Origin of the sequence: Alteromonas marina (assembly GCF_000808575.1) — a bacterium.
Taxonomy (GTDB): domain Bacteria; phylum Pseudomonadota; class Gammaproteobacteria; order Enterobacterales; family Alteromonadaceae; genus Alteromonas; species Alteromonas marina_A.
The window spans coordinates 38,534-65,270 of the sequence record NZ_JWLW01000019.1 but is presented as its reverse complement, the minus strand read 5'-3'; the positions used below and the strand labels follow the sequence as shown (position 1 = coordinate 65,270).

The window sequence follows — 26,737 nt, the reverse complement described above, 5'->3', positions numbered from 1 at the left end:
AAGGTGTATGCAACGTAGAACATTCTTACAAGGCTTAGCAGCAGCCGGTGCATTATCTGGCTTGCCGCTTAGTTTTGTTCACGCTATGACCCAAACTGGCAGTGTGTCAGTTGAATCACTGCCAAAATTAGAAGGTGATCTCACCCTATATTTGGGGCGTGGGGAAGGCGGTTTGTACGAGAATGTTCTAAAGGCCATCGAAAAGCGCAATCCAAAGCTAAATCTTAAAATTAGACGCGGCGGGTCCGCAGCATTGGCAAACACCATCGTTGCCGAAACCAAGGCGGGCGTTAAGCGCGCTGACCTATTCTGGGCAGTAGATACAGGCTCAATTGGCGTTGTCACTGATGCAGGCGCAGCAAAGCCGTTACCCGACGATTTGCGCGCGCAGCTTCGAGAAGATTTCCAATACCCTAGCTGGTCACCGGTTACAGGCCGCGTGCGAACGCTGCCTTATAACACTGAGCGCGTTAAACCCGAACAAATCCCTGAAAGCGTGATGGCATTAGCCGATAGCGATTTGAAAATTGGCTGGGCGCCGGCTTATTCGTCGTTCCAGTCTTTTGTTACCGCTATGCGCATTTTAGAGGGCGATAAAGCGACCAAAACGTGGCTTAAAGGCATTAATAAGCACGCAAAAAAGTACGCTGGTGAACTTGGTGTAGTGATGGGCGTTGAACGTGGCGAAGTAGATATTGGCTTTGCGAATCACTATTACACGCTTCGCCTTAAATCAGGTAAGCTGAATGCAAACGTAGCGCTTGCGTACAGTAAAAGCGACGCAGGTTGCCTAGTAAATGCGTCTGGTATTGTTGCATTAAGCGACGGTGACTTACCGGTTAACTTTATTCGATATCTGCTTTCGCACGAAGTTCAGTCTTATCTTGCTCGCGAAGCCTACGAAATACCTCTGGTTCAAGGGGTTGAACAGCCGCAAGGCTTAGCTGACCTAAGCACGCTGTCACCGCCTGAAATGGACCTTCGTAAACTGGCTGACTTACGCCCTACACTTAATCTTATGAGGGAAGTTGGCGTACTGTGACAAATTGGCCAAAGTCGTATCCACTGGCACTTCTTATCGCGCTGATGGCTTTATTGCCCGTCGGCGTTTTGTTTTCTCTAGCTCAAGATAGTGCGCAACTTTTTGATACTCATAACTTAAGGGTACTAGCGAACACGGTGTCATTGGTGGTGCTTACCATTATTGGCTCTGTACTTATCGGCGTACCGCTTGCCTTTTTAACCGCTTATGTGCAGATGCCATTTAAGCGGTTTTGGCTCATTTTACTTGCCGCGCCATTAGCACTACCAAGCTACATTGGCGCATTTGCGATGTACTTTTCATTTGGCACAGGTGGCGAGATTGAAAACGTACTGGGAATTAGCACGCCACCTATCAGCGGCCTTTGGGGCTCTGCGCTGGTCATGAGCCTTTATACTTATCCATTCGTCATGATGACAACCCGTTCAAGCTTACTGAGTTTAGATGCAAGCTTGGTTAACGCGGCGCGCACGCTAGGGTTAACCTTAGGCGCAAGCTTATGGCGAGTGGTTTTACCGCGTGTTGTGAATAGCGTTGCCGCAGGGGCACTCCTTGCTGCACTTTATGCGTTATCCGATTTTGGTACGCCTGCAATAATGGGCTTTGATACTTTTACCCGTGTTATCTTTGTTGAGTATAACGCCTTCGGTCTTAGTCAAGCCGCCATGCTGAGCCTTCAGCTAATGGTTATTGTTGGGCTTATTCTATTTATAGAAAGTCGTATTAGTGGCGCTCAAGAGCGCCCAGGTAAGCATTTATCGTTGTTTCCTGCTCGCTGGCAGCGAAACCTAATGTTGTTGGCTACTATGCCGGTGGTATTTATGGCTATTGTACTTCCCCTTGCTATCTTCACGCTGTGGTTAGTACGTGAAGGAACTGGTGGCTTTGAATTAAGCTATGCGTGGAATTCAGCTCATGCGTCATTTATTGCAGCAATTGTTGCTGTATTACTCGCCATTCCGGTAGCTCACGCCGCTATTGCCGGAAAAGCTGGACGCTTTATGGAGCGCATTACTTATTTTGGCTTTGGGGTTCCGGGTATCGTAATGGGGACAGCCCTTGTTTATGTTGGCCTGCAGTTGCCCGCGCTCTATCAAACGTTAAGTCTGCTTGTGATGGCTTATGTACTGCGCTTTATCCCACTTGCTGTGGGAAGTGTAAGAAGTACGGCTGAGAATATTGATTCAGGTCTGGTAAAAGCTGCTCGCGTGCTGGGCGCTAGCCCGCGTGAGGCATTTATGCGAATTACGCTGCCGTTAACCCTTCGTGGTATGATTGCGGGTGCAGCGCTTGTGTTCTTAGAGGCCATGCGCGAACTACCTGCAACGCTTATGTTAGGACCTACAGGATTTGAAACCTTAGCTACCTATATGTGGCGTGTTTACGAAGCGGGTTACTTTGGCCGCGCAGCCGTGCCAGGGCTTTTACTTGTTTTATTATCAGGTGTGGGGTTAATTCTCATGCTGTCGGGCGAAAGAAAAGCCCAGTTTACCGTTACCGAGGATGATCGTTCGTAATGCTTAGTGTAAATAATTTGTCTGTGAATTATGGGTCTACCCGCGTTGTCGACAAGTTAAATCTTGAGCTTGGACAAGACGAAATCCTGATGCTGGTGGGGCCAACCGGCTGTGGTAAAACCACTATTTTGCAAGCGTTGGCTGGGCTTATTCCTATTTCAGAAGGGGCTATGAGCCTAGGTGAATGGGAAAGTACAGCAAACAAACACGTGCCGCCTGAAAAGCGTAATGTGGGCATGGTGTTTCAAGATTTTGCGTTATTTCCACACCTTACCGTCCAGCAAAATGTATGCTTTCGATTAAAAGACACTAAGCTTGCTGATCATTGGCTGAAACTGTTGGGTTTAGATAACTTCCGTGATGCTAAACCTGCACGTCTTTCTGGCGGTCAGAAGCAGCGCGTTGCGCTAGCGCGAACTCTTGCGCACGAACCTTCTTTCGTACTGCTAGACGAGCCCCTTTCAAACTTAGATGCTGCGTTAAAAGACAGCTTGCGCTGGGAAATTCGCGATGCGCTTAAAAAGGCAGGCGTTCCAGCAATTTGGGTAACTCACGATCAGGAAGAGGCGCTAAGCGTTGGCGATAGAGTGGGTATACTGAATAAAGGTGTGCTTGAGCAATTAGACACCCCTGAAGCCTGTTACTCGTCGCCAGCAAGCCGTTTTGTTGCGCGTTTTATGGGCGAAGCGAGCTTCTTAAGTGCCACATTCGATAGCAGCGCAGTAAATACAGACAAAACAGTGGTTACTGAAATTGGAAACGTGCCAGGCACGCCGCTTCAAGGTGCTAACGGCAATGTAGATTTGTTGGTGCGCCCTGACGACTTAAGTCTAGATGCGACACTTAGCGAAACTAACTGCACAGTGGAGTGGGTGCGTTATGAAGGCGAAAGCCGACTTTATGCAGTTATGCTAGACAGCGGTGATGAGCTAAAAGTACGCGTAAGTCATGAAAACGCCATTAAGCCTGGAGCTCGTGCTTTAGTGCAGTTAATTACCACACATCCATTGGCCGTTTTTCCTAGAGGTTAATTGTGATTAAGCGCGATGTTATAGTAATTGGTGCAGGTGCAGCAGGGCTGTTCTGTGCGGCACAAGCAGGCGCGCGCGGGCGCAGCGTAGAAGTGCTCGATCATGCCAAAAAAGTCGGCCGCAAGATCCTTATGTCAGGGGGCGGTCGCTGTAATTTCACCAATATGTATGCAGAACCTGCCAATTTCCTATCGCAAAACCCTCACTTTTGTAAGTCAGCACTAAGTCGCTATACCCAATGGGACTTTATTGGTTTGGTTGCCGAGCACGGTATTGCCTATCATGAAAAAACTTTGGGCCAATTGTTTTGTGATGACAGCGCCAAAGACATCGTCGATTTGTTGCTTAACGAATGCAATAAAGCGGGCGTGACTATTACTACACGCTGTGAAATCACAAGTGTAGAAAAAGTTGAAAGTGGGTACTTGTTAACCACTTCGAATGGCGAATACATCTGTGAGTCTTTAGTTATCGCGACCGGCGGCTTAAGTATGCCAAAACTGGGGGCGACGCCATTCGGTTATAAAATAGCCGAACAATTCGGTCTTAATGTATTACCCACTCGCGCGGCTCTTGTGCCTTTTACCTTGCATGATAAAGACAAAGAAACACTGGCAGAGCTTAGCGGTATCGCAGTTGATGTATATGCCAGCTGTAACGACACCACGTTTAAAGAGGCGATGCTTTTTACCCACCGAGGGTTAAGCGGCCCTGCCATGCTTCAAATTTCCAGCTATTGGGAAGCGGGTGACAGCTTAAGTATCAATATGCTACCTAATGATGATGCTACGGCGTTTCTACAAACTGCACGCACAGAGACGCCAGATGCATTGCTTGCTACCTGTTTAAATAAAGTATTTCCAAAGCGTATGGTACAGAGCCTTATTGAGTATCATAGTTGGCGCAACGTGCCGGTGAAACAGCTTACTCACGGCGAGTGCGATGCCATTGCTGACACCTTAGAGAATTGGCACATAAAGCCCAATGGCACAGAAGGCTATCGCACTGCCGAGGTTACTATAGGCGGTGTAGATACCAATGACCTATCATCAAAAACCATGATGGCAAAAAATGTTGAAGGCCTGTACTTCATTGGCGAAGTGGTTGACGTTACCGGTTGGCTCGGTGGCTTTAACTTCCAGTGGGCGTGGAGTAGCGGCTGGGCAGCTGGGCAAGTGGTTTAAAACGACATGCCAATGGCCAGACCTGCAACCACTGCGCTTTTGTGGTTTCGATGGTAATCGTAATGAAGCTGCGGTGATATGGTAAAGCCAGAGGTTTCAAATTCATACAAAAAGCCTAACCGTGCCACTTCCATCTTATGGCTGCCGTGAAACTCAACACCCGGACCTATTTGAGCAATAAAGTTATTAGTAATGTGAAGATCGGCAACAAGCAAGTAGGTGTAGGCATCTAAATCTTCAAACGCGTATTCGGCAACAAACCCCACACCGAGAAAGTCATTAAGTCGATACTCGTAATCGATGCCCAAGGTAAATGCGTTGCCGCACTCTTTCGTGTAGGTAGTGCCCACAAGAGCAGACAAGTGGTGGGGAGACGTTTCCCAATGATGAGCACTTCCCTTTGCTCCAACATCAGGCGCAAATGCCAAGGCAGTGACCAAGCCTAAAGCTATTCTTACTCGCATAATGATGCTCGCTTACGTTTATTTGTGACTTCCTAGAAGATTTAACTTCTAGCACTGTTCAAAGCGTAGACGGACTATGACTTTCTCACCAATGAACTTTAGTTGTACCTTTTCATAGTACATGCACTTTAATTCCAAGCGGACGGCGATTGCGCTACCTAATAAGATCAAAAATCGCTATTGTGTGTGGGGCTATTAGAAGGAATGCAGGAATGCAAAACAAAAACGAAAAACACATATTTATCGACGCTTGCAAAACGCAGCTTGTAAACCTTTACAACGCGAGCAAGCAAGGCAAAAAGGTAGAAGCAGAAAAGTATCGAGTGCAAGGCTTTATGCACGCCGGTGAACTAATGGGCTTGATCAGCAAAGAAGAAGGTAAAGCCCTAATAGCCGATCTACATATAGAAGTATTTGGGGAAACCATTGACGAAAGAGCTCAGAGAAAGCGCAAACTCGATGCACTAAAAGAGTCAGACTTAGATGCCTACTTTGCAATACCTGCTATTGAGCGTCGTTAAATAAACCTTCAGTTGTGAACTTACTTTGTGAAAACGGCGTTTTTACTACTATGATTATCGACAGGGGCTGTCACACAAAGCCTATAAATGGATGTCACTGGAAGTGACAGCACCAGCCTAACTTTTAAAAGGATTAGAGTTTGAAGTAAAAGAGAAGTCATGTGCTAAAACAGTTAGTTTATAGAAGCCATTCTACCGGTCACATAGATGAAGCAGATTTACAAAAAATCACGTTTGACTCTTCACGTTTTAATGAACGTCATAACATAACGGGGATTCTACTTTTCGACGGAGAGTATTTCTTCCAGGTACTTGAAGGCGAGGGTGAGCCCGTTGATTTTCTCTTTGAACACATAAAAAATGATAGTCGGCACGAGAATGTGGTGAAGGTTACAGAAGTCGTTGTCCATAAGAGAGATTTTGGTGATTGGCACTTGCGAGCCTTAACAGTGGTAGAGGGGAGCAGTTGTTACTGGCTGCCACCAGATATTATTTTAAACCGGGAAAGCCGGATTTTTGCACTTCTTAATAGTTTTGCTTCTGGTAAATGGCGGACGTGTTTAAGTAATGAAGACCGCAAAAATCTTAAGGTCAATGTAAGTACACTAGATAGGGACGTTGCACCTTATCGTGATTCACCTATTCAGTTTGCCTTTCAGCCCATTGTCGACACCAGTAAAGAAAGAATTTCATCAATAGAAGCGCTAATTAGAAGCGAAGATGGTAAGTACCCCGAGGATATTATTGGGTGTCTAGAGGGGGCGGAAAAGTACGAGTTTGACTTGGAAACGAAAGCTATTGCCATCAAGCAGGGAGCTGCACTGATCAATTCTGAACAATCATTGTCGATAAATTTATGCCCCGGTGCTATCACTCATAGAGCAGATGTAGGCGAATATTTGCATAGCTTGGTTATTCAATCAGGACTTCACCCCCAGCAGTTAGTCGTAGAGGTAACTGAGGTTGAGATAATCAAAGAAAGTAGTGTTTTTCATGATGCAATTGAACAAATTCGTTCTTTCGGTATTCGTATAGCCATTGATGATTTTGGCGCAGGCTACGCTGGGCTTTCATTACTCGCAGATTTTTCGCCCGACAAAATAAAACTAGACAGAAAAATCACCACTGGTATTCATGAAAATGGACATAGACAGGCTATTACAGAAGCCGTACTTGAGTTTGCGAATTCAATGGGTATCCCATTAGTGGTCGAGGGAGTAGAAACCTTAGATGAATGGTTGTGGTTACAGCATGCGGGTGTTCAGCGTTTTCAGGGGTACTTATTTGCTAAACCTAAACTTAACGGCGTAAAGGGAATTTCGTTCAACGTCTGACGTACTTTTAACTCACAGTCTCTTATCTCTTAATGTAAGTTTTGAGTGTTCAAAAGCAAATTGTTTAGCGAACTGAAATTTATAAACTAAGATTAACGTGTGTTGGTTCTTATACCTAATTATAACCAATCATACATATCTTAATGTAATAGTCGTACAGGGATATTTTTGCTACACGGATTTGGCTGTAGTTCCAGTGGGAAGCTAGTCTATGACATGGCGTGCGTCGCGTAATTTTATTCACTTATTTATCGGGCTAATTTTATATGCAGCAAGTGCTCAAACATTTGCTTAGTGCTACTTTGAAGGTAGCGTAGATGGGGGTGCTTCAACCATACTTTTACAACCAGGAGATCAGCGCCTCAAGCTGACGTGTAACCTGGATGCGCAACATATTCTTTATTTTCCACGCAACTATATAAATTACAACCAGCTCTACGATAGTGAAATGCGCAAAGTGCAAAGGCTACCTAGCGCGTTTGAAGCATACACTATCGACAGTTCGAACAACCGCCTATACCTTGATATTAATGCACAGGTTCAACGCAGCGTGACGTTTAAGGTAACGCCGCTTGGTGATTTTCAAAAATATGTGTCGGTCCACACGCTCATGATGAGCCTATTTATTGGCTTTTGTTTGGCTCTGACCTTATATGTAGGCATGCTGGGAACTAGCATGCAAAGCCTAGGTTTTTATTCTTACAGCTTTTTCGTTTAGTTTTCGTAGACGCCTCGGCATTCATGTATCGATATTCTCTTATAGTGGGTATTACTATCGAGGCCTTTATTTTTGCTATTGCCACATCAAGGAAAGTAAAAAAACTCGATGATGACAGGCTTAGTGCATTTAAGCGCGCGTCTACTGACTCGTTATGCAACGTGCTTAACCGCAGTGGCTGGGAAGGGGGAGCGCAATCTCTGTTGAATAACTTCCACAAGGAGGGCGGCTATCTAACATTACTTTTCATTGATATTGATAAATTCAAGGAAATTAATGATCAGTAGGGGCATAACGCAGGGGACAATGTCTTGCAAGTCGTTGCAAAGATTTATCGAGCTTATTAACTAAAGCCGACAAGTTGATGTACAGTATTAAAGAGAAACATAAAACTGACAAATGCATGTCTAGCTCTCAATAGCAGGTTATTTTAACTGTGTTTTGGCGACCTGTTTTACGGCTTTTGTCAGGTCGGCAAGGGCGGCCGATTCAAGGGTAGTCCAATGCCAAAAAAGAGGAACGCCTAGCTCTTTATCAGGGAAAAGTGCAATGAGCTCTCCTTCTTTCACTTCTTGCACAACCTGTAATGTGGGAAGTAACGCCCATACCACACCATCCACCGCCATTTTTACAAAACCGTGAGACGATGGGTACCAGTGGCACGTGGTGAACGAAGGTGCTATATGTAAACACTCTCTTTGATAGTCAGTAAGTAATGTAACATCATACTCATCGTACAATAGGCCTGGTGTTTTCATCACACTATCAGGCGACACGCCTTTGTGAAGATATCGTTCGATAAAACGCGGCGACGCAAAAAGCTGATAGCGCATGGTACCTAGCCTTATCGACTGACCGCCAGTAACGGGCGTGCCCGTTTGGCTAATACATGCCATAACGCGACCTTGCTGAAGAATGTCTCTAGTTTGTGTTTGATCAGCATTGACGATGTGAACGGGGTTAGCGCGTTTATCGCTAAACGCCGCCATAACTTGTGAAAACCAAGTAGCAAGTACATCATTATTCACCGCCACGCTAATAGGGGCTGCTGAAGCTTCTAAGCCGCTTTTGATGTTAAGGGCTTCTTCCAATACACTCACTTTCTGGATGTGCGCAAGCAGTTCTTTTCCCAGCGGCGTTGCTCTAAGAGGCTTTGTTCGCACCATAACAGGCCCGCCTACACTTTGTTCTAGCCGTTTAATTTTTTGCGAAACGGCAGACTGTGTAAGATTTAATGCCTGTGCTCCTTTTTCGAAGCCGCCATAGCGCAATACTTCATGAAAGCACCGAAGTGCGTCGTAATCTAACATTTTTGTAGCCTGTGAAATGAACGTTAAAAATATTAAATATGCTTATGCAACACAAGTATCATTAATTTAATTAAGTGGTGCAAGGTGTATAAAATAGCGTCAGTTAAGTTTCTTGCTGGGATATTCAGATCCCACGTTAAGCGGCAAGTGCCGCAAATCAAAGCAAGAAACGTGCATAGAAATATTTATTCAATTCTTTATTCGAAGAGGCATTTATCATGTTGGCGGCAGCAACGAGTGGTTTCGTGATGGGCGGTACCCTTATTATCGCAGTAGGCGCGCAAAATAGCTTTCTGATTGAGCAGTCGATGAAAAGGCAATGGACCTCGCTATTTGTTTTACTCTTTATTTTAAGCGATGCCATTTCTATTAGTTTGGGTGCCATGGGCTTTGGCCTGTTGCTTCAGGAGTACCCAATGCTAGTAACGGTGACCAAATGGGCTGGCGTAGCGTTTTTATTGTGGATAGCGTTTAACAAGATAAAGTCTTCGCTGGCAAATGACGCTCTTGTATTAGAAATGGCAAAAAAGCAGCTGTCGTTTAAAAAAGCGCTACTTATTGCGTTAGCGGTAACCTGGTTAAATCCACATTTCTATTTAGATACTTTGCTGTTGATGGGCAATTTGGCGAGCCAATGGCAAGAAAACAAATGGTGGTTCGTTGGCGGTGCGATTGGGGCATCGATTGTGTGGTTTATAGGGTTGAGCACGCTGACAGCGCGTTTTGCCCACCACATGCAGCGTCCCAACTTTTGGCGCTGGTTCAACCGTTTAAACGCAGCAGTATTAGGTATGGTCAGCATTCAGTTGGCTAGCCTTTAGTAAGAAAAACGCTGAATAGCAACATGCTAAGATGCATTGAATATCATCCTATAGCCGTGCAGGTATATTCTACCGATAAGCCAAAACAAGTAACTTTAAGGATATATAAGTGAGCTGGATTTATTTAATCGTTGCGGGCTTATTGGAAATTGGATGGCCCGTAGGACTAAAAATGTCGCAAGAGGCGGAAACCCGTGTAATGGGAATATTGCTGGCGATAGGATTTATGGTTACCAGTGGTTTTTGCCTTTGGATGGCACAAAAACAAATTCCTATAGGTACCGCATACGCCGTATGGACAGGTATAGGTGCAGCGGGCACGTTTTTGGTAGGCGTGATGTTTTACGGCGACCCGTCGTCGCTAGCCCGTTACTTCGGCGTGGCGCTTATTGTGGCCGGCGTAGTGGTACTTAAACTCGCGCACTAGTACAACAAAACCGAACCCTGGCTTCGATGACCGTGTTTAGCTCATTCGATAGATTGATAAAAAGAAGAAGCCCAACAGCGATTCACTGTCGGGCTTTTATATAGTTGCTGCGCTTTTTAGGTTGGTTTAGTGATAACCCAACTGGTTCCTTAGTTCAGCCATGAAAGTCTCAATTCGCTCAGCGTTTGTACCCAAGTCACTTTTACCTACTCGCGATTTACTGCGAACATCTACAAGGGTGTCATCGCTTTTGGCGGTTAATCGAATGACTACGTCGTCCTTAAAGCCAAACCAAGCGGTAGTATCGGTTGCTTCTACCGTGTTAGGGATTGCGCCTTCACTTACTCGTTCCCACCCAAGCGCTACAACGGCTTTTTCTGCAGCCATGTAAACTTCGTTTATAGGTTGAGGAAGTCGCTGAGTTTTAATTTCAGGATAAGCCTCAAGCTGCTGTTTGGTTACCTCACCACCTTCATAGGCAATGGAGTTTGGTGCGCCTTCTCGAAGTGGTGCAATGGCAACAAACTCAGGTGGGTTTGTTACGTCAGTGGTAATGTCGTGAATGGGGGGGAACGGCGCTCGCTTTACTCATCATGCTAACGGGCATGCCAACTGCTACTAACGATAAAATCGCGTATACAAGTGTACTACCCCAGTTTACGCTTTTGCGATTAATCAATACTTGCAGAATAATTAGTATTAACGCTGCGCCGCCTACATATACGCCAAAACGAAGTGAGGTAAATGCAGTACCTAAACTAACACCGGCGTACTGATATAGCGGTCCAGGTAAAACCACCATTAAAAAACCAACAATACTGGTAAGGGCAATGAGTGCTTTCAAGGGAACTCCAAGGTTGTTATTTTAGTTTGACCGCTTGGTTTATCTTCTTCTACCGACGTTAATTAATAGGTACTAGGTTTGAATACACAACCGGACGCCAGAAATATACACGCATTGCAAGCTGAACTTCTTGTTGATGTTTTATCGACGCAAAAAGCGCTGTTTATTAACGGTATTTCTGAGTATGCGCTTATTGAGCTATTAAAAAAAGCGCCTTATAAGCTGTTCGATGAAGATGCGCTGCGCGACCCGCTTATGCTTTTTAAAACGCATTTTATTCTGTTTCATGCACTGTATCAGTTAAAGCAGTATTGGATAGAGCAAAATGAAGGTGTGTTAGAGATTCATGCACTAGGCATAAAACTCAATAATTTTGATGAGAGTGTCCCAGCTCATAGTAATGATGAACAAGCGGTGACGGCGTTACAAAACCATGATGCACTTGCTGAGTATTATCTAGATTGGGGTAATTTTGAAGAAACTGACCGTAAAACCGTAGACACATTGCTAAATGCATTTTGGCAAAGGATGTCGGGTGGCTGTAATAGCAGGCATGACCAAGAAGATATCAGCACTTCTCACACTGTACTTGGGCTGTCCGAAGGCGAGCCCGTCACACTTGTGCAGCTAAAACATGTTTACAAACGCAGACTGCAATCCGCTCACCCAGATAAAGGTGGAACGCAACAAGAAGCACAGTCAGTTATCCACGCTTATCAAGTTCTTAGCCGTTACTATTCGTCTAAATAGAATATGTGTTGCCTATTAGCTTCGTATTATTCGCATAATGTACATAGGCATCGGTAACTGACCGACAACATCGGTAACTTCGCCTTCATTGGCTTTTATTATTATCGTTAAATGCGCACAATATGACCTATAAGCGCGTAGATTCGTATTAATGATCGCTTAGCTATGCCACGTCTTTTCCGATTATCCTCTTCTTGCCCGAACGTAGGGATTGGGGTAACTCGGCGCATTGGAAGCACAACTAACGTTTAATTTAACGATACAGAACCATGGCTGTGCTCTGTATGAAAGTTATTGGGAAATAGAAATTTTATGAGCCGCATTTTTTATGTTACAGCAGCATTAATAACCCTTTTGGGTGTTATTGGGTGTTCGAACGAAGGCGAGCAAGCACAGCAAGGTGCTCAGCAAGGCATGCCTGCTCCATCAGTATCGGTAGTTACGCTGAAACAACAACCTGTAGTGCATGAAATGGTGTTGCCAGGCCGCGTCAGTCCGTCGCGCCAGTCGCAAGTGCGACCTCAGGTGGATGGTGTTATCACTGAACGTTTGTTTGAAGAAGGCGCATATGTGGAAAAAGGGCAGCAGCTATATCAAATAGATGAAGCGCGCTACCTAGCACAGCTGAACAGTGCCAAAGCTGACCTTAAGAGTGTTCAAGCAAATCTAAAAACATTGGAAGCCAAAGCGCGACGTTACGATGACCTTGTGGCACAAAATGCGGTGAGCAAACAAGAATATGACGATGTTATTGCGCAAAAAGAGCAAGCGCAAGCAGCGATAAGTGTGGCTGAAGCGGCAGTTGATGTTGCTAAAGTTAATATGGGCTACACCAAGGTTTACGCGCCCATAGGCGGTCGAATTAGCCGCTCATATGTTACCGAAGGCACGCTGGTTACCACAAATCAAGCACAGCAGTTAGCCACTATTACTCAATTGGACCCTGTTTATATCGACATGCAGGAATCTGGCGCATCTATCATTACACTTCGTCAGTCTATGCGTAAGCAAGGCTCAATGGATGTTGAGTTGACCGTAGATGAAGTCACTGGCAAGCGCTACGAACAAAAAGGTAGCGTTAAATTTTCTGAAGTAACGGTTGATGAAAGTACAGGCTCGGTAACGTTGCGCGCTGAAATGCCTAATCCTGATGGCGTGTTGCTTCCTGGTTTGTTTGTAAAAGGCCACGTTATTACGGGACGTGAGAATGCGCTTCTTGTTCCTCAGCGAGCTACTACGCGTCAGCCAGATGGTTCGCTCTCTGTATATGTAGTGAACCAAAACAATGAGGTAGAGGGCCGAACCTTAGAAATCGGCAAGATATACCGTGACCAGTACGTTGTGCTAAATGGCGTGAACGAAGGCGAAAAAGTCATTGTGACTGGCTATCAGAAGGTAAAGCCTGGCGCCAAAGTTAACCCATCAGAATGGCAACCTTCATCACGTGGCTCACGATAGCAAACAAGGAATTTAAGTAATATGGCTCGTTTTTTTATAGACAGGCCCGTGTTTGCATGGGTGCTGGCGATTATTACAATGATGGCGGGTGTGTTGGCAATTACCTCACTCCCCATTGAACAATACCCAAAGGTAGCGCCACCATCGGTGACTATCTCAGCAACGTATCCAGGTGCATCTGCAGAGACTGTCGAAAACTCGGTAACACAAGTTATTGAGCAAAGCCTAACAGGCATTGATAACCTTCGTTACTTCTCTGCAAGCAGCTCTAACAGCAGCATGTCTATCACGCTCACTTTTGAGCCTGGTGCTGACCCCGATATTGCACAGGTGCAAACTCAGAACAAGGTGCAGGGGGCATTACCACTGTTGCCCACACAAGTGCAGCAACAAGGGGTAACCGTGACTAAGGCAAACAGCGCGTTTGCATTGGCGGTAGGCTTTTACTCTGAAGACGACTCAATGACGCAGTACGACTTAAGCGATCTGCTCGTTTCCCAATTCCGTGACCCTATTTCTCGGGTTAACGGTGTGGGTAACGTAAGAGTATTCGGTGCACAGCGTTCAATGCGAATTTGGCTAGACCCAGATAAGCTGTACAGCTATAACTTGACGCCTACAGACGTGCAGGGCGCAGTACAAGTGCAGAATACCGACGTGTCAGCGGGGCAGTTGGGCGGTTTACCTGCCATCGAAAATCAACAAATAAACGCCACGATTCAAGCGCAGAGCCGCCTTCAAACCGTAGAAGATTTTGAGAATATCGTGCTTCGTGTGAACACAGACGGTTCACAAGTTCGCGTGCGTGATGTTGCACGAGTTGAGCTTGGTGCGCAAAGTTATGACGTTATTGTCCGTTATGATCGCAAGCCTGCATCAGGAATGGCGATAAGCCTTGCTTCAGGTGCGAATGCGCTAGACACCATCAAAGCGGTAAAAGCCCGAGTTGAAGAGCTGCGTTCAAACCTACCTGATACGGTGAAAGTGGTTTACCCAGTAGACAGTTCGCCTTTTATTGAGCTTTCTATCGAGTCAGTGGTTCACACGCTTATCGAAGCGGTTGTACTAGTGTTCTTGGTGATGCTGCTGTTCCTTCAAAACTGGCGCGCAACGCTTATTCCCACCATTGCTGTACCTGTTGTTCTACTTGGGACTTTCTCGGTGTTACTGGCCTTTGGTTTTAGTATCAATGTATTGACCATGTTTGCTATGGTGTTGGCTATCGGTCTTCTTGTTGATGACGCTATTGTTGTTGTAGAAAACGTTGAACGCATCATGGAAGAAGAAGGCTTGCCGCCTGCCGAAGCGACGAAGAAGTCTATGTCGCAAATCACCGGTGCACTTGTGGGGATTGCCGCGGTACTATCAACGGTATTTATTCCTATGGCTTTCTTCAGCGGTTCAGCCGGAGCTATTTACCGACAGTTCTCAGTAACTATTGTTTCAGCTATGGCATTCTCAGTGCTGGTTGCTATTGTGCTTTCGCCTTCATTATGTGCCACTTTATTGAAGCAGCACTCAGAGGAACACGACAAGAATAAAGGTTTCTTTGGATGGTTTAATCGCACCTTTAACAAAGGACGCGACCGCTATCAGAAAACAACTAACCACATGGCAAAGCGTTTTAAGCGCTACTTCGTTGTATACGGCTTACTGGTGGGTGGAATGGTATTTATCTTTAGCCAGCTTCCTGGAGCCTTTCTGCCAGATGAAGACCAAGGTCGAATGATGGTGTTGGTAAGCACACCTCCGGGCGCGACAGCAGGGCGTACCCTAGAATCCATTAAGCAGGTTGAAGATTACATTCTTGAGCAAGAACAAGAAGCGGTAAACGGAATGTTTGCGGTAGTGGGCTTTAGCTTCGCGGGGCAAGCGCAAAATGCCGGTATGGCATTCTTAAACTTCAATGACTGGAGTGTGCGTGACGAAAACAACTCGGCCTTTGCTGTAATGGGTAGAGCGTTTGGCGCATTTAGCCAGATTGAAGATGCGTCAGCGTTTCCAATTGTGCCGCCACCTATTATGGAATTAGGTAACGCAACGGGCTTCGACATGCAGCTGGTGGACCGTGGTGGAAATGGCCATGAGGCACTGATGAATGCGCGCAATCAGCTGTTAGGTATGGCTGCTCAGAACCCGAAACTGGCAGGTGTCCGCCCTAACGGTTTAAGCGATGTGCCCCAGTTTAAAATCAACATTGATAGCGAAAAAGCATCGGCACTTGGCTTGAATTTAAGTGAGATCAATAACGCACTGCAAATCGCCTGGGGCTCAAGCTACGTGAATGACTTTATTGATAAAGGCCGAATTAAGCGTGTGTATATGCAGGCAGATCTTCCCCATCGTATGACGCCTGAAGACCTAGATAAGTGGTTTGTGCGCAACAGCGACGGAGAAATGGTAGCTTTCAGTACATTCTCAACAACAGAGTGGGTGTACGGCTCGCCCAAGCTAGAGCGTTTTAATGGCTTGTCTTCGGTTAATATTCAGGGGAGCGCGGCAAAAGGCGTATCGTCAGGTGAAGCCATGGCTGAAATGCAGAAGCTGGTTGAACAGCTGCCTCCTGGTTTTGCCATTGAGTGGTCAGGCTTATCTTATGAGGAACAAGAGGCGGGTTCTCAGGCTCCTATGCTTTATGCCATTTCTATTTTGGTTGTCTTTCTGTGTTTAGCGGCGTTGTACGAAAGCTGGTCGGTACCCTTTGCGGTAATGCTTGTTGTGCCTTTAGGTATTTTAGGTTCGGTAACCGCGGCCTTCATATTTAACCTGCCCAACGATGTGTATTTACAGGTCGCATTTTTAACTACCGTAGGCTTAGCGGCGAAAAACGCCATTCTTATCGTAGAGTTTGCTAAAGAGCAGTACGAAAACGGTGAAGACCTGATGACCGCTGTTTCTAATGCGGCATCTCAGCGCTTTCGCCCAATTTTGATGACGTCAATGGCGTTTATCTTAGGGGTTACGCCATTAGCATTAGCCAGTGGTGCAGGTGCAGCAAGCCAAAACGCTATTGGTATTGCGGTAATGGGCGGCATGTTTGCAGCGACTTTTCTAGCGATATTCTTCGTTCCTATGTTCTACGTTATGGTAGAAAAACTATTTCATAAGGAAGACAAATAACGAGTAAGTACGCTAGAGTGGGGAAAAACTTTTCATTTTTTACAGAGGGATATTGGTAATGACCACCGTTGTTTTTTCTCACGGTAAAGAAAGCGGGCCATGGGGCAGTAAGATAACCACGCTTTCGAATGTAGCAAACGATATGGGCTTTGGTGTTGAGAGTATCGATTATCAAGATCTCGACTGTCCCGAAGCCCGCCTAGAGCGATTAAAAGAAACCATCGCTGAAAAGTGTAATGACGTTGTGTTAGTAGGCTCGAGCATGGGCGGTTATGTATCACTTGCTGCCGCCAGTCAGATTTCAGCCAGAGGCGTGTTTTTGATGGCGCCTGCGCTTTACTTGCCCAACTACAAGATTCAACGCTTCCCGTACGATGGTTATGTGAGCTTGGTGCATGGTTGGAATGATGACATCGTACCTATTGAAAACAGCCTTAAGTATGCACGTCACCAAAAAGCTCAGTTGCTATTGCTTAACGATGGTCATCGCTTAGCTAATAGTAAATCAGTAATTTCACCCTTTTTCAGAAATTGGCTGGAGAAGTTTCGCTACTAGTGAATAGTGTTACACACAGGGAGCTGACCTTTTGAAACGGTGCTACCGGCGTAATATTTGTTGCGTCAAAAAGATCGCCAATGTTTAAAGCCTACTTATTTAATGAGTAGGCTTTTTTGTTACTACTGGTTTGTTTTGTAAGGTAAGACTAATCGCTTATATTCAGGTGGGGGTTAATACATAAAATTACCTATATTTATGGCATGATGGGGCATTGCTTAACACGGGGCAGAAGGAAATGGCATTTAACTTACCTCAAGCGCCGCAATGGTCGTCGCTAATAAAGTCGGGTTGTCGTGTCTTTGTCGGGGGAAATGCGGCAGTACCGCACGCATTGGTACAGCATCTGATTGACAATAGCGAAGGGTTCAGCGACATTGAACTGGTACATATGTTGGCCTTAGGCGACACCCGATGGGTAAAAGACGAGTATAAGAACCTTTTTAAAGCCAACACGTTTTTCATTGGTGGTGAGGCCATGCGAAAAGCCGTTGACGAAGGCCGCGCCGACTACACCCCTGTTTTCCTCTCTGAAATTTCAAGCTTGTTTAGCGATGGTACGCTGGCGCTTGATGCTGCTCTGGTTAATGTAAGCCCTCCCGATGAATTCGGCTACTGCTCGCTAGGCCCGGCTGTAGATATAGCTATGTCAGCAATCAGACAAAGCAAAAAAGTGATCGCTCAAATTAACCCTCAGGTGCCAAGAACCGCCGGTCACTCGTACATCCATATTAGTGAAATAACGGCGTGCATAGAAGCCGAAGAGCCGCTTGTTGAAGTATCGCCGCCGCCTATCGATTCGGTGGCGGAGCGAATTGGTCAGTATGTTTCAATGCTGGTGGACGATGGCGCAACGCTGCAATTTGGTATTGGGAAAATACCGAGTGCCACCCTTAAATATCTGTGTAACCACAAAGACCTGGGTATTCACAGCGAAATGCTCACCGACAGTATTATTGAACTGTTGGAGTCTGGCGCTATCACCAACAAGAAGAAGACTTTCCACCCCGGTAAAATTGTTACTAGCTTCGCTATTGGCACCCGCAAGCTTTACGACTTAATTGATAGTAACCCTCACATCGAGTTTTACCCGAGTAGTTATGTAAACAAGCCCACCAATATTGCTAAGAACGACAATATGGTCGCTATAAACAGTGCACTTGAAGTGGATTTAACCGGTCAGGTGGTGGCCGATTCACTGGGCTATGACTTTTACAGTGGCATAGGCGGGCAAGTAGATTTTGTAACGGGCGCGTCTATCAGCAAAGGTGGGAAAGCGATTATAGCGCTGCCTTCTACTGCAAGGAACGAAACCATTTCTCGTATTACACCGCGCATAAGCGAAGGGGCGGGGGTTGTGACTTCGCGAGGTAATGTACAGTATGTAGTTACCGAATACGGCATAGCATCGCTTAAAGGGAAAAGCATTCGAGAGCGTGCGTTAGAGCTTATTCGCGTGGCTCACCCTAAATTCCGTGCCGCACTATTAGAAGAAGTGCGTCAGCATTACTGGGTGCCCCATTATCAAGAAAAGTACCCCACAGATATTCCGGAACTAGGGGCTATTCAGCTTAAAAAGCTCAATATACAGGGTGAAACATTTTACATGCGCCCGCTTAATCCTGCAGATGAAAGGCGGCTGCAAGAATTTTTCTATTCCCATACTAAAGAAACGTTAAGGCTGCGCTACAACTACGACCCGAAACAAATGTCGCGTGAAAAGTCATGTAACTTGGTGTCTGTGGATCAAAGCTCTGATGCAGCGTTATGCATAGTAAGACAAGAAGGCTCGCGCATTACCATTCACGCGGTGGGGCGCTTCTACTACAACCCAAACGACAATACCTGTGAAGCTGCTTTTGTCACTCGGGAAACCCAGCAAGGAAAAGGCATGGCAAGCCGCTTGTTAAACGAGCTTATCACGGTAGCAAAAATAAGAGGCATTGCGAAAATGATGGCTTACGTGCGTGGCGATAATAGCCCCATGATCGCTATTTTCGAACAAGCCAAATTTAAACGAAAATTTACTGGCGACCCCAGTGATATAGAGTTAGTACTAGACGTGGCATCACTGCATGACAATTAAAATATTTCGTGGCAAGCACGGCACTAAACACGATTTAGGCAAAGACCATCCCGAGTCGCCAGACCGTTTGTTTGCGATTGACGACCAACTGCTTTCTTCAGGATTAGATATGGTGTGTGAACATGCTGACGCTACGCCTATTGCCGAATCCTACCTGAAACTAGCGCACGACCCATATTATGTAAAAAGTGTGTTTGAGCATGCGGCTCAATCTATATTTAACGACCACGAAAAAACGCTGTATTCAGAAAACAAAGATAACGTGGCATGGTTAGATGAAGATACTGGCTTAATGCGCCACAGCCTAAACGCTGCGCTTGAGTCGGCTGGTGCAGGGTGTAATGCTGTCGATTGGGTAATGGATGGCAATGACCGGCAAGCCTTTTGTGCCACTAGGCCACCAGGACACCACGCGACATACGATAGTGCTATGGGATTTTGTATTTTTAATAACATTGTTATAGCTGCTCGCTACGCACTTCAAAACTATCAGCTGAAACGTGTAGCCATTGTCGATTTTGATGTGCACCACGGAAATGGAACCGAGCAAATTGTAGCTGGCGACCAGCGCATTATGCTGTGTAGCAGTTTTCAGCACCCTTTTTATCCGCATAGTGGCTCGCCGGTATCGGCAAGTAATATTCTCTCTGTACCGCTGGAAGCCGGCACAACAGGAGACGTTTTTAGAGAAAAAGTGCAGCATTGGTTTGATGCATTGCGTAACTTTCAGCCTGAACTGATTTTTATCTCTGCAGGCTTTGATGCTCACGCTGAAGACCCAATGGCTCACCTACGCCTAGTAGAAGATGACTATTTCTGGGTAAGTCAACAGCTTCGCGTCGTTGCTGATACATGTTGCAAAGGTCGTATCGTAAGTATGCTAGAAGGCGGCTATGATTTAAGTGCGTTAGGCCGCAGCGTAGTGTCCCACCTAAAAGGCATGAGTCGTCCTATCGAAGAAGCACAATAGGACGACGGGTTATCTAGCCTCAGCAATCTTTCAGACTAGGCTAGCCATGCAGACAACATGTAGAGTCCGGCCCCTAACATGGCTAGGTTTTCTGTCAGTGATATAAAGCCAAGGGGGAGGTCTGAGTTACCGCCCACACAGGCACATTTAAGCTCGCGCTTATCGATATAAACCGCCTTGATAACTGAAACCGCACCAATGGCGCCGATAAAAATGGAAACAGGTGAGACCAATAGTGCAGGGAACCCTGCAAGCATACCAAGCCCGGCAAACGCCTCTGCGAAAGGATAAATATACGCGTATCGTACCTGCTTCATTGCTAATAAGTCATAGGTAATAAACTGGTTTGAGAAAGCCACTAAGTCTTGCAGCTTTTGAAGGGCAAGTATTACCATCGCCACTCCAATGAAATTCAATATAAAAGGCTCTAGCCCTGCTGGTAGACCGCCTTTTAGCATAAGCGCAAGTACCATAAGCGCAGCTAAAGAAAAAATCACAATAATAGGTGTATAGCGTGACCCGAATTCGCTTTCCTGTTTCAAATCGAAATACTCTCTGAGGTCGTCATAACCACCAATGCGCTCATCATCGATAAACGTTTGCGGGGTAGTTTTCACGTTGTGCTTTTCTTTAAAGGCGTCGGTTTCACTTCGGTTGGATAAGTGATGATCCTCAACTTTATAGCCTTTTCTCTCTAGTAGGTCTTTTGATTTGAGCCCAAAGGGGCAAATATGGTCCGGGGTAACCATGCGATAAAGAACGGCGCGCTTTGACATTGTGGACTCCTTGTAAAGCTTTCACTAAAGAACACAGAGTGCGCAAAATATGCGCATTTCAAGCTCGATTATTAGTAATATTGCGATATACAAAGAAACCAACAAAATTTGTGCCAGCGTTTTAGCAGAAGCAACCTGATGCGTCTGCATTGATAACGGCACCGTTATAGGGAAGCTGAGTGGTGTAGCTCACCACTTGTTCGACAAGGTTTTTGCCGGTAAAACAACCATAGCCTGTTGCATAAGGGCCTAGATAGCGAAGTTGCGCTTGTTTATCTAACACGATAAGCGCTGGCACGGCCTCAATTAAAGCCGCTAGCTCGGGCACATCCTCCACGTTTAACCTAACTTGGTGATAGTCATTCCCGAGCTTTGCTAGCAACTGAGTTTGGTGTGGTGTAGTTAGCGTATCGCAATAGCAGCGAGACTGCGTTCCCACATGAATGACTGACCCCGCCTTGATGTTCTGATTTTTTAAGAACTCAACAAGCGTTGCATCAAAGTCTGGCGCCGTGGTGCGGTGCAGCAATTCGCCGTTAGGGTCGAACTGTGAGAGTTGGCGCTGACCATACAAGAGCAGGGCAGAGAGTAAGCCCACCGCCCATAATGCTAGTAATAGCCAGCTAGTCTTTTTGTGCATAAGGCGTAATGCCTTTCATTTTTGCTTTAATTACTGCGCTTAAAGTTTAAAACGTTCAATTGCGCTGCGCATGCGCTGAGAAATTTGTGACAATACTTCAACTTCATCCGCGAGCGATTCAGCTGTAGCGAGTTCTTCGGAAGTAAATTCACTCAAACGAGCGGTGCTCTGCGCTATGGAAGCAGACGCGGTTTCTTGCTCTACGGCAGAGGTGGCTATTTCGGTCATGCTCTCGCTGGCCTCGCGGATTTGCTGCATGATTTCTGACATGGCCGAGGTGGCGCTTTCACTTGAAATGACCGCTTCATCCACTAATTGGATACACGTTTGCATTTGTTCAACTGAACTGGCGGTTTGCGCCACTAATTGTTCAGTAATACTAGTAATTTGGTCTGCACTTTCTTTTGAACGAATGGCCAGAGTGCGCACTTCGTCGGCAACCACGGCGAAACCACGACCGTGTTCGCCAGCGCGGGCTGATTCAATAGCAGCATTCAGTGCAAGCAAATTAGTTTGTTCAGCCACAGCAGTGATAGAGCGCATGGCATCAGAAATATGTGAACACTGTTCGTTAAGCGCAGAGTTAGTCTGCGCTGCAGAATTTAGTGTGTTGCGCAACGAATCTATTGTTTTACTGGATTGAGAAATAGAATCGCGGGTAGATTGGGAAGCATTTTGCGCTGCCGATGCTTTGTCGCTAGCAAGAGTAGTTTGCTCTGTTGAAAGCTGCATGGTTTGTGCGATTTCTTCTGACGACGCCGAGACCATAGCAATTTCTTGGTCTGTATTTCTGCTAATTTCGAACATGTTATTGGCTGCCAATTCCATTTTACCGCAGCCCTTTACAACTTCGTCTGTTAAATTGGAAGCAAGCTCAATCAGCGATTTCACTTGATCGATAAGTTCAGCGAAAGGCCTGACTATTTTGTTTCCGCGATTTAGGTCAACAGATAAATCGAGCTTACCATCGTTTTTTTGCATTGTTTCAATGGCCAAGCGCAGTTCGGCTGCCCCCGCGCCCTCTTGATTACTTTGCTTAGCCATGTACATCAACACGCCACCCTCGCTTAATGCAAAAGCAGCATGCATGAGCAAGATAGGGAAGGTTACATGACCTTCTTCAAAGATCATTAGCGGTGCACCGCCAGACTGCAGAAAGAAGAAAGAGATATGATGAACGGCAACAACAGCAGTTCCTGTTGCAACCACTTTCCAGTCTCTGAAATAAGAAAGAAAGGCAAGAAGAACAAAAATCTCGAAGTGGACTTCAATTAAACCGAAAGATTGATGGATGTGGAGGGCTGTTAGCAACTGAACGCCGATAGCCATAGCATGGCGGCTTATAGCTGAGTAGGGATTTTGAAGGCTGAGTATAAGCGGCAAAGCTGCAATAGGAACACCAAATATAAACGCAGGTAAAAGTTCACCCGTAAACACACCAATCGCTACAGCAATGAGTAGTTGTACAACAATCACAACGCGAAAAATTTTGTGACCTTCAAGGAGCCAAGGGTACTGCATGCCAATCTCCAACAAGTATTTGGGGTTAAGTGTAGGTTAAAAATTAGAGGTATGCTATGTTCGCCACAGTTTACGGAAATAACGGTTTTTGGGCCATTTAACTTTTGTATAGAAGTCACTGTTATAAAAAAGTTTAAAGTGCAAGTGGCCCGAATAAACTGAAGGAGACAAACATGCCTGCTATCGCCTTTCTTTCCACCGATCACCTTGAAGACTTTTTTGTTTACGACGAGCTGTTGGTTCCATATTTTAATGAGCGAGGCTGGTCTGTAGAGACCATATCCTGGCATAGCCAGTCAGAAAAGTGGGATAGATTTGACTATGTGATCGTACGAAGCACTTGGGATTATCAGCAGCACCCGAGAGCTTTTATGAAGTGTTTAGATCAGATCGACGCGTCGAGCGCTATTTTGCTCAACCCTCTGGCTCTTATTCAGTGGAATATAGAAAAGCACTACCTTAAAGACTTGCAGTGTAAAGGCATACCCATTGTTAAAACAATATGGGGGAAAGATTTTAATAACAATGTTATAGAGCAAGCATTTACACACTTTAGCTGTGACACCTTGGTAATTAAACCCACACTCAGTGCCAACGCTGACGATACCTTTAAGCTGTCGGTCGTCGATTGGCATAATCAGCAGCAGGTGCTCTGTAACGTTTTTAATCAACGTGACTTCATGATTCAGCCGTTTTTAGAAAGCGTTGTTGAAGAAGGAGAATACTCGTTATTTTATTTCGGTGGGGAATATAGCCATGCCATCAAAAAGGTACCGCAAAAAGGCGATTTCCGCGTACAAGAAGAGCATGGAGGTAGTTTACATTCCGTTGTCGTAGATAAAGAACAGTTAGACATCGCGACAAAGGCGCTGTCAGCTATGCCATACGAGGCGCTTTATGCGCGGGTCGATTTAGTAAGGCAGAATAACAACTGGGCAATAATGGAGCTTGAGCTTATTGAGCCTTCACTTTACTTCAACCTTGATACGCAGTCTCCTGTTCGCTTTGTTGAAGCTTTGGTAAAAGCTCACGAAGCCACACAATAATCAGGTTATTAATACTGGTGATGATAAAAAGGCTTGCGACCTAATGTCGGCAAGCCTGTTAAAAGTGTCATTTTTTTCCACGTTTGCTTAAAGCCTAGTCCCTATAGCTATTACCTTTTGAAACGCTGCGTTCTACTCGGGAGATTTGCCTTTGTGATCTTTCCCGTTGAGCGTGTTTAACAGGTCTGTTGCTACTGGCTCGTTCAATACGTTTTGGTTTATTCGTCTCTCGAGCAATCGAGCGATGCTGAGGACTTGTTCTTTCAACTCGCTGGCGATTGACGCTTTGCTTCGTTGAGCGCGGCAGTGTTTCACCACTATTCACATACCTTTTTGGCTGTGGAGAGGGCGTCACTCGATCAGGCTTAACACGCTTTAGTTGCTTTAATGTGTTGTCCCTCGTTGGCTTTTCACTTCTGGCCACCGCTTGATTGCGTTTCAGCGCATGTTCTATTGATTGCTTGCGATTGGCTGAATCCTGCTTCTTCTGAGAGCGACTTTCTCTTAGTGGTGTTACTTGTTTAGGCTCGATAGTCCGTTTTACCGGTTGGCTATCGATAGACCTCGCTAAGGTTTTTTCACTAGCGCGCGCTAAGGGCTTTTCATTAGTACGCGCTAAGGGCTTCTCAACAGATCGCGCTAAAGGCTTAGTAAAACGTTTATCGTTATGATGCGTCGGCGTATTAACCGTTTTAACGTGCTTATTTGATAAATGTTTAGCCCGGGTAACACCGGCATGTTCGTATCGCGAAGGCGCACTGCTCACTACGCGTTCAGAATAACGTGCCCGGCGATGTACTGTATTGTGCTCCCAACGGCGATAGTCACGACTTACAACGCGTTTTCGTGGGCTACCGTGGTAATAACGGCGCACGGGCTCACGGTGAATGACTACGTGACGGTTATGCCAGTGCACACTACCGAAAAAGAAAAAAGTAGAAAGGTGTACACTGGGAGACCAATATACATTGCTATATTGGTGATAGCTTACGTGATGACGCCAGCGTACAGGGGAAGTCGCGTGCCACCAGTTGCCATATACCACATGGGGGTCGTAATACGGTACATACACTACTTCTCGCCGACGAGGCTCAATGTAAATGATCTCTCGGCTGCGTTCACGTTCTGTCTCAACTTCAATATAGTCGTTGGTTACTAGGTTACCCGTGTTGTGCGCGTGCTGTCTTAGTACCTGTACACGGTCTAATACACGGCTTTGGTCAACAAGCACATTGTCGCCAAGCTGCTGTAACCACTCAAGATCATTGGCCATGGTGTTAAGTAGTTCAGTGAAAGACGCGAGCGCTTTTACACTAGGGTCCCAGCTAACGCCGTCTAATACACTCTCTACCTGCTGCGGTGCTAAATGCTTATTACTTTGACGCCAGCGATCGGCCGCAACCACATCTAAGGGATAGGTAGAAGCAATCAAAATGTGTGTAAGAAGCGTGTCTGGATATAGTGCAATGGGCGCAAGTACACTGTCTAAGTCTGCGTCAGAATATTGCTGAGCTGTAGACGAAGCCTGACTAAAGCTTGTGTTCGATTGAGCAAGCGCAGGCAGCGCAGAGGCACTGGCTAGCGCTAAAACTACAGATAAGGCTATGTTTTTCATACATTCTCCTTATACCAATCCGCATAGAGAATTGCCCACTCAGAAGGTAATTTTCTATGCGAACTGGTAATAAATTGCTGTGCTGCCAAGCAGCTGCTTTCGCGCGCAATGTGGTAAGTCTGTATACATTATGGTCAACGTATAATTAACCTAAGCTGAATAGAAAATGCCCACATTAAACGTGGGCATTTTTTAAAAAGGGGAAAGCGTTAAAGCATGATAGGCAAAGCCGTTGTGCCTAACTATTTGAAAACGTGCGGGTCGAAAGCGTGGCCAAGCTTCTCTGTCTTCGTTTTGAGATAGTGTTTGTTGTCTTTAGTGATGCCGTGGTCAATAGGCTTTCTCGCTACCACATCTATACCGAGTGCCTTTAATGCTGCCAGTTTTTTCGGGTTATTTGTCATAAGCTCAACGTGCTTTACATTAAGCGTATCTAGCATTAGCTTGCAGATATCATAGCTTCTTAAGTCGGCGTCAAAGCCAAGGTGCTCGTTAGCTTCAACGGTGTCCATACCGCTGTCTTGCAGGTTGTAGGCGCGAATTTTATTTAAAAGACCAATACCTCGGCCTTCTTGGCGTAAATAAAGCAAAACACCGTGCCCGTTATCTACAATGTTCTGCATGGCTTTTTCCAACTGAAAGCCACAGTCACATCGGGTGCTGAATAAAGAATCGCCGGTTAAGCATTCTGAATGAATACGAATAGGCACTACATCATCAGCTTTCCACTCCCCGTAGGAAAGGGCAACGTGCTCTTGGCCGCTGGCTTCAACAAAGCCGTGTATTTTAAAATCACCCATTCTAGTGGGTAATTTTGCAGTACTGACATATTCGTATTTAGGCTGTTTGCTACTCATGTTACTTCTACACTTTGGACAGTAGGCAATAAGTGGGGGTGACTTCTATTTTTGCAAGTCTACCATTTTATTATACGCGAGTAGACGCTTGTGCTATCACTTTTTTCGTAACACAAGCATCAGATATGG

Annotated in this window: 24 protein-coding genes and 1 pseudogene; 17 read left to right on the top strand and 8 right to left on the bottom strand. The window is 45.7% G+C overall.

Annotation, left to right across the window (positions count from 1 at the left end; genetic code table 11):
- Window positions 1–7 precede the first annotated feature (7 nt).
- The 4 genes from RJ41_RS12080 to RJ41_RS12065 are packed head-to-tail and all read left to right on the top strand — an operon-like array spanning window position 8 to window position 4,774.
- On the top strand, window positions 8–1,042 hold the full coding sequence (locus RJ41_RS12080; RefSeq protein WP_039221049.1) for an extracellular solute-binding protein: 1,035 nt from the start codon (window positions 8–10) through the stop codon (window positions 1,040–1,042).
- A complete protein-coding gene (locus RJ41_RS12075) occupies window positions 1,039–2,559 on the top strand; it encodes an ABC transporter permease (protein WP_039221047.1) in 1,521 nt (506 codons plus the stop codon). Before RJ41_RS12080 ends, RJ41_RS12075 begins: the two co-directional genes overlap by 4 nt.
- The gene (locus tag RJ41_RS12070; RefSeq protein ID WP_039221043.1) at window positions 2,559–3,590 is read left to right on the top strand and encodes an ABC transporter ATP-binding protein; all 1,032 of its coding nucleotides are present in this window, start codon (window positions 2,559–2,561) and stop codon (window positions 3,588–3,590) included. Before RJ41_RS12075 ends, RJ41_RS12070 begins: the two co-directional genes overlap by 1 nt.
- Before the next feature lie 2 nt (window positions 3,591–3,592).
- On the top strand, window positions 3,593–4,774 hold the full coding sequence (locus RJ41_RS12065; RefSeq protein ID WP_039221041.1) for a BaiN/RdsA family NAD(P)/FAD-dependent oxidoreductase: 1,182 nt from the start codon (window positions 3,593–3,595) through the stop codon (window positions 4,772–4,774).
- On the opposite strand, the gene RJ41_RS12060 is transcribed toward RJ41_RS12065, so the two are convergent.
- Window positions 4,771–5,238 carry a hypothetical protein gene (locus RJ41_RS12060; RefSeq protein WP_039221039.1) on the bottom strand — a complete coding sequence of 156 codons (468 nt, stop codon included), beginning with the start codon at window positions 5,236–5,238 and terminating at the stop codon, window positions 4,771–4,773. The two genes, RJ41_RS12065 and RJ41_RS12060, sit on opposite strands and share 4 nt — an antisense overlap.
- 212 nt (window positions 5,239–5,450) lie before the next feature.
- Between RJ41_RS12060 and RJ41_RS12055 the strand changes: the two genes are divergently transcribed.
- The 4 genes from RJ41_RS12055 to RJ41_RS19385 all read left to right on the top strand — a co-directional run bounded on the left by RJ41_RS12055 (window position 5,451) and on the right by RJ41_RS19385 (window position 8,098).
- Window positions 5,451–5,759, top strand: coding sequence for a hypothetical protein (locus tag RJ41_RS12055; protein ID WP_039221036.1), 309 nt, complete (start codon window positions 5,451–5,453; stop codon window positions 5,757–5,759).
- Window positions 5,760–5,920: 161 nt separating this feature from the next.
- Entirely contained in the window at window positions 5,921–7,093 is a 1,173-nt protein-coding gene (locus RJ41_RS12050) for a diguanylate phosphodiesterase (protein ID WP_039221033.1), read from the top strand.
- Window positions 7,094–7,541: 448 nt separating this feature from the next.
- A complete protein-coding gene (locus RJ41_RS19390; RefSeq protein ID WP_052235460.1) occupies window positions 7,542–7,811 on the top strand; it encodes a hypothetical protein in 270 nt (89 codons plus the stop codon).
- Window positions 7,812–7,834: 23 nt separating this feature from the next.
- A complete protein-coding gene (locus RJ41_RS19385; protein WP_240485792.1) occupies window positions 7,835–8,098 on the top strand; it encodes a diguanylate cyclase domain-containing protein in 264 nt (87 codons plus the stop codon).
- A gap of 138 nt (window positions 8,099–8,236) precedes the next feature.
- Here the strand turns inward: RJ41_RS19385 and RJ41_RS12040 are convergent, their stop codons facing one another.
- Window positions 8,237–9,121 carry an ArgP/LysG family DNA-binding transcriptional regulator gene (locus tag RJ41_RS12040; protein WP_039221030.1) on the bottom strand — a complete coding sequence of 295 codons (885 nt, stop codon included), beginning with the start codon at window positions 9,119–9,121 and terminating at the stop codon, window positions 8,237–8,239.
- Between the two features lie 218 nt (window positions 9,122–9,339).
- Here RJ41_RS12040 and RJ41_RS12035 point away from each other — a divergent pair, with 218 nt between their 5' ends.
- Both RJ41_RS12035 and RJ41_RS12030 read left to right on the top strand, forming a co-directional pair.
- Window positions 9,340–9,942 carry a LysE/ArgO family amino acid transporter gene (locus RJ41_RS12035; protein WP_039221028.1) on the top strand — a complete coding sequence of 201 codons (603 nt, stop codon included), beginning with the start codon at window positions 9,340–9,342 and terminating at the stop codon, window positions 9,940–9,942.
- A gap of 109 nt (window positions 9,943–10,051) precedes the next feature.
- Window positions 10,052–10,369: a DMT family transporter gene (locus RJ41_RS12030; protein WP_039221025.1), complete on the top strand. Its 318-nt coding sequence runs from the start codon at window positions 10,052–10,054 to the stop codon at window positions 10,367–10,369.
- Between the two features lie 126 nt (window positions 10,370–10,495).
- Here the strand turns inward: RJ41_RS12030 and RJ41_RS12025 are convergent.
- Window positions 10,496–11,213 (bottom strand): annotated as a pseudogene (locus tag RJ41_RS12025) (DUF1499 domain-containing protein).
- Between the two features lie 78 nt (window positions 11,214–11,291).
- Here RJ41_RS12025 and RJ41_RS12020 point away from each other — a divergent pair.
- The 6 genes from RJ41_RS12020 (at window position 11,292) to RJ41_RS11995 (ending at window position 20,153) form a co-directional block, all read left to right on the top strand.
- Complete coding sequence (locus RJ41_RS12020) at window positions 11,292–11,963, top strand: DNA-J related domain-containing protein (RefSeq protein ID WP_039221022.1); 672 nt, start codon at window positions 11,292–11,294, stop codon at window positions 11,961–11,963.
- Window positions 11,964–12,275: 312 nt separating this feature from the next.
- Window positions 12,276–13,421, top strand: coding sequence for an efflux RND transporter periplasmic adaptor subunit (locus tag RJ41_RS12015; protein ID WP_039221020.1), 1,146 nt, complete (start codon window positions 12,276–12,278; stop codon window positions 13,419–13,421).
- 21 nt (window positions 13,422–13,442) lie between these two features.
- A complete protein-coding gene (locus tag RJ41_RS12010) occupies window positions 13,443–16,541 on the top strand; it encodes an efflux RND transporter permease subunit (protein WP_039221016.1) in 3,099 nt (1,032 codons plus the stop codon).
- A gap of 58 nt (window positions 16,542–16,599) precedes the next feature.
- Window positions 16,600–17,097, top strand: coding sequence for a YqiA/YcfP family alpha/beta fold hydrolase (locus tag RJ41_RS12005; RefSeq protein WP_039221014.1), 498 nt, complete (start codon window positions 16,600–16,602; stop codon window positions 17,095–17,097).
- A gap of 238 nt (window positions 17,098–17,335) precedes the next feature.
- Entirely contained in the window at window positions 17,336–19,183 is a 1,848-nt protein-coding gene (locus RJ41_RS12000; RefSeq protein ID WP_039221012.1) for a bifunctional acetyl-CoA hydrolase/transferase family protein/GNAT family N-acetyltransferase, read from the top strand.
- The gene (locus RJ41_RS11995) at window positions 19,173–20,153 is read left to right on the top strand and encodes a histone deacetylase family protein (protein WP_052235458.1); all 981 of its coding nucleotides are present in this window, start codon (window positions 19,173–19,175) and stop codon (window positions 20,151–20,153) included. Before RJ41_RS12000 ends, RJ41_RS11995 begins: the two co-directional genes overlap by 11 nt.
- Before the next feature lie 35 nt (window positions 20,154–20,188).
- Here the strand turns inward: RJ41_RS11995 and RJ41_RS11990 are convergent, their stop codons facing one another.
- The 3 genes from RJ41_RS11990 to RJ41_RS11980 all read right to left on the bottom strand — a co-directional run bounded on the left by RJ41_RS11990 (window position 20,189) and on the right by RJ41_RS11980 (window position 23,090).
- Window positions 20,189–20,929, bottom strand: coding sequence for a MauE/DoxX family redox-associated membrane protein (locus RJ41_RS11990; protein WP_039221010.1), 741 nt, complete (start codon window positions 20,927–20,929; stop codon window positions 20,189–20,191).
- A 121-nt stretch (window positions 20,930–21,050) separates the two neighbouring features.
- The gene (locus RJ41_RS11985) at window positions 21,051–21,569 is read right to left on the bottom strand and encodes a DUF6436 domain-containing protein (RefSeq protein WP_039221008.1); all 519 of its coding nucleotides are present in this window, start codon (window positions 21,567–21,569) and stop codon (window positions 21,051–21,053) included.
- A gap of 39 nt (window positions 21,570–21,608) precedes the next feature.
- Window positions 21,609–23,090, bottom strand: coding sequence for a methyl-accepting chemotaxis protein (locus RJ41_RS11980; RefSeq protein WP_039221006.1), 1,482 nt, complete (start codon window positions 23,088–23,090; stop codon window positions 21,609–21,611).
- A gap of 173 nt (window positions 23,091–23,263) precedes the next feature.
- Between RJ41_RS11980 and RJ41_RS11975 the strand changes: the two genes are divergently transcribed.
- Window positions 23,264–24,136, top strand: a complete 873-nt coding sequence (locus RJ41_RS11975; RefSeq protein ID WP_039221004.1) for an ATP-grasp domain-containing protein — start codon at window positions 23,264–23,266, stop codon at window positions 24,134–24,136.
- Between the two features lie 94 nt (window positions 24,137–24,230).
- Here RJ41_RS11975 and RJ41_RS11970 read toward each other — a convergent pair whose 3' ends face one another.
- Both RJ41_RS11970 and ribA read right to left on the bottom strand, forming a co-directional pair.
- A complete protein-coding gene (locus RJ41_RS11970; RefSeq protein ID WP_039221002.1) occupies window positions 24,231–25,751 on the bottom strand; it encodes a DUF3300 domain-containing protein in 1,521 nt (506 codons plus the stop codon).
- Window positions 25,752–25,993: 242 nt separating this feature from the next.
- Window positions 25,994–26,608, bottom strand: coding sequence for a GTP cyclohydrolase II (gene ribA / locus RJ41_RS11965; RefSeq protein ID WP_039220999.1), 615 nt, complete (start codon window positions 26,606–26,608; stop codon window positions 25,994–25,996).
- Window positions 26,609–26,737: the final 129 nt, after the last annotated feature.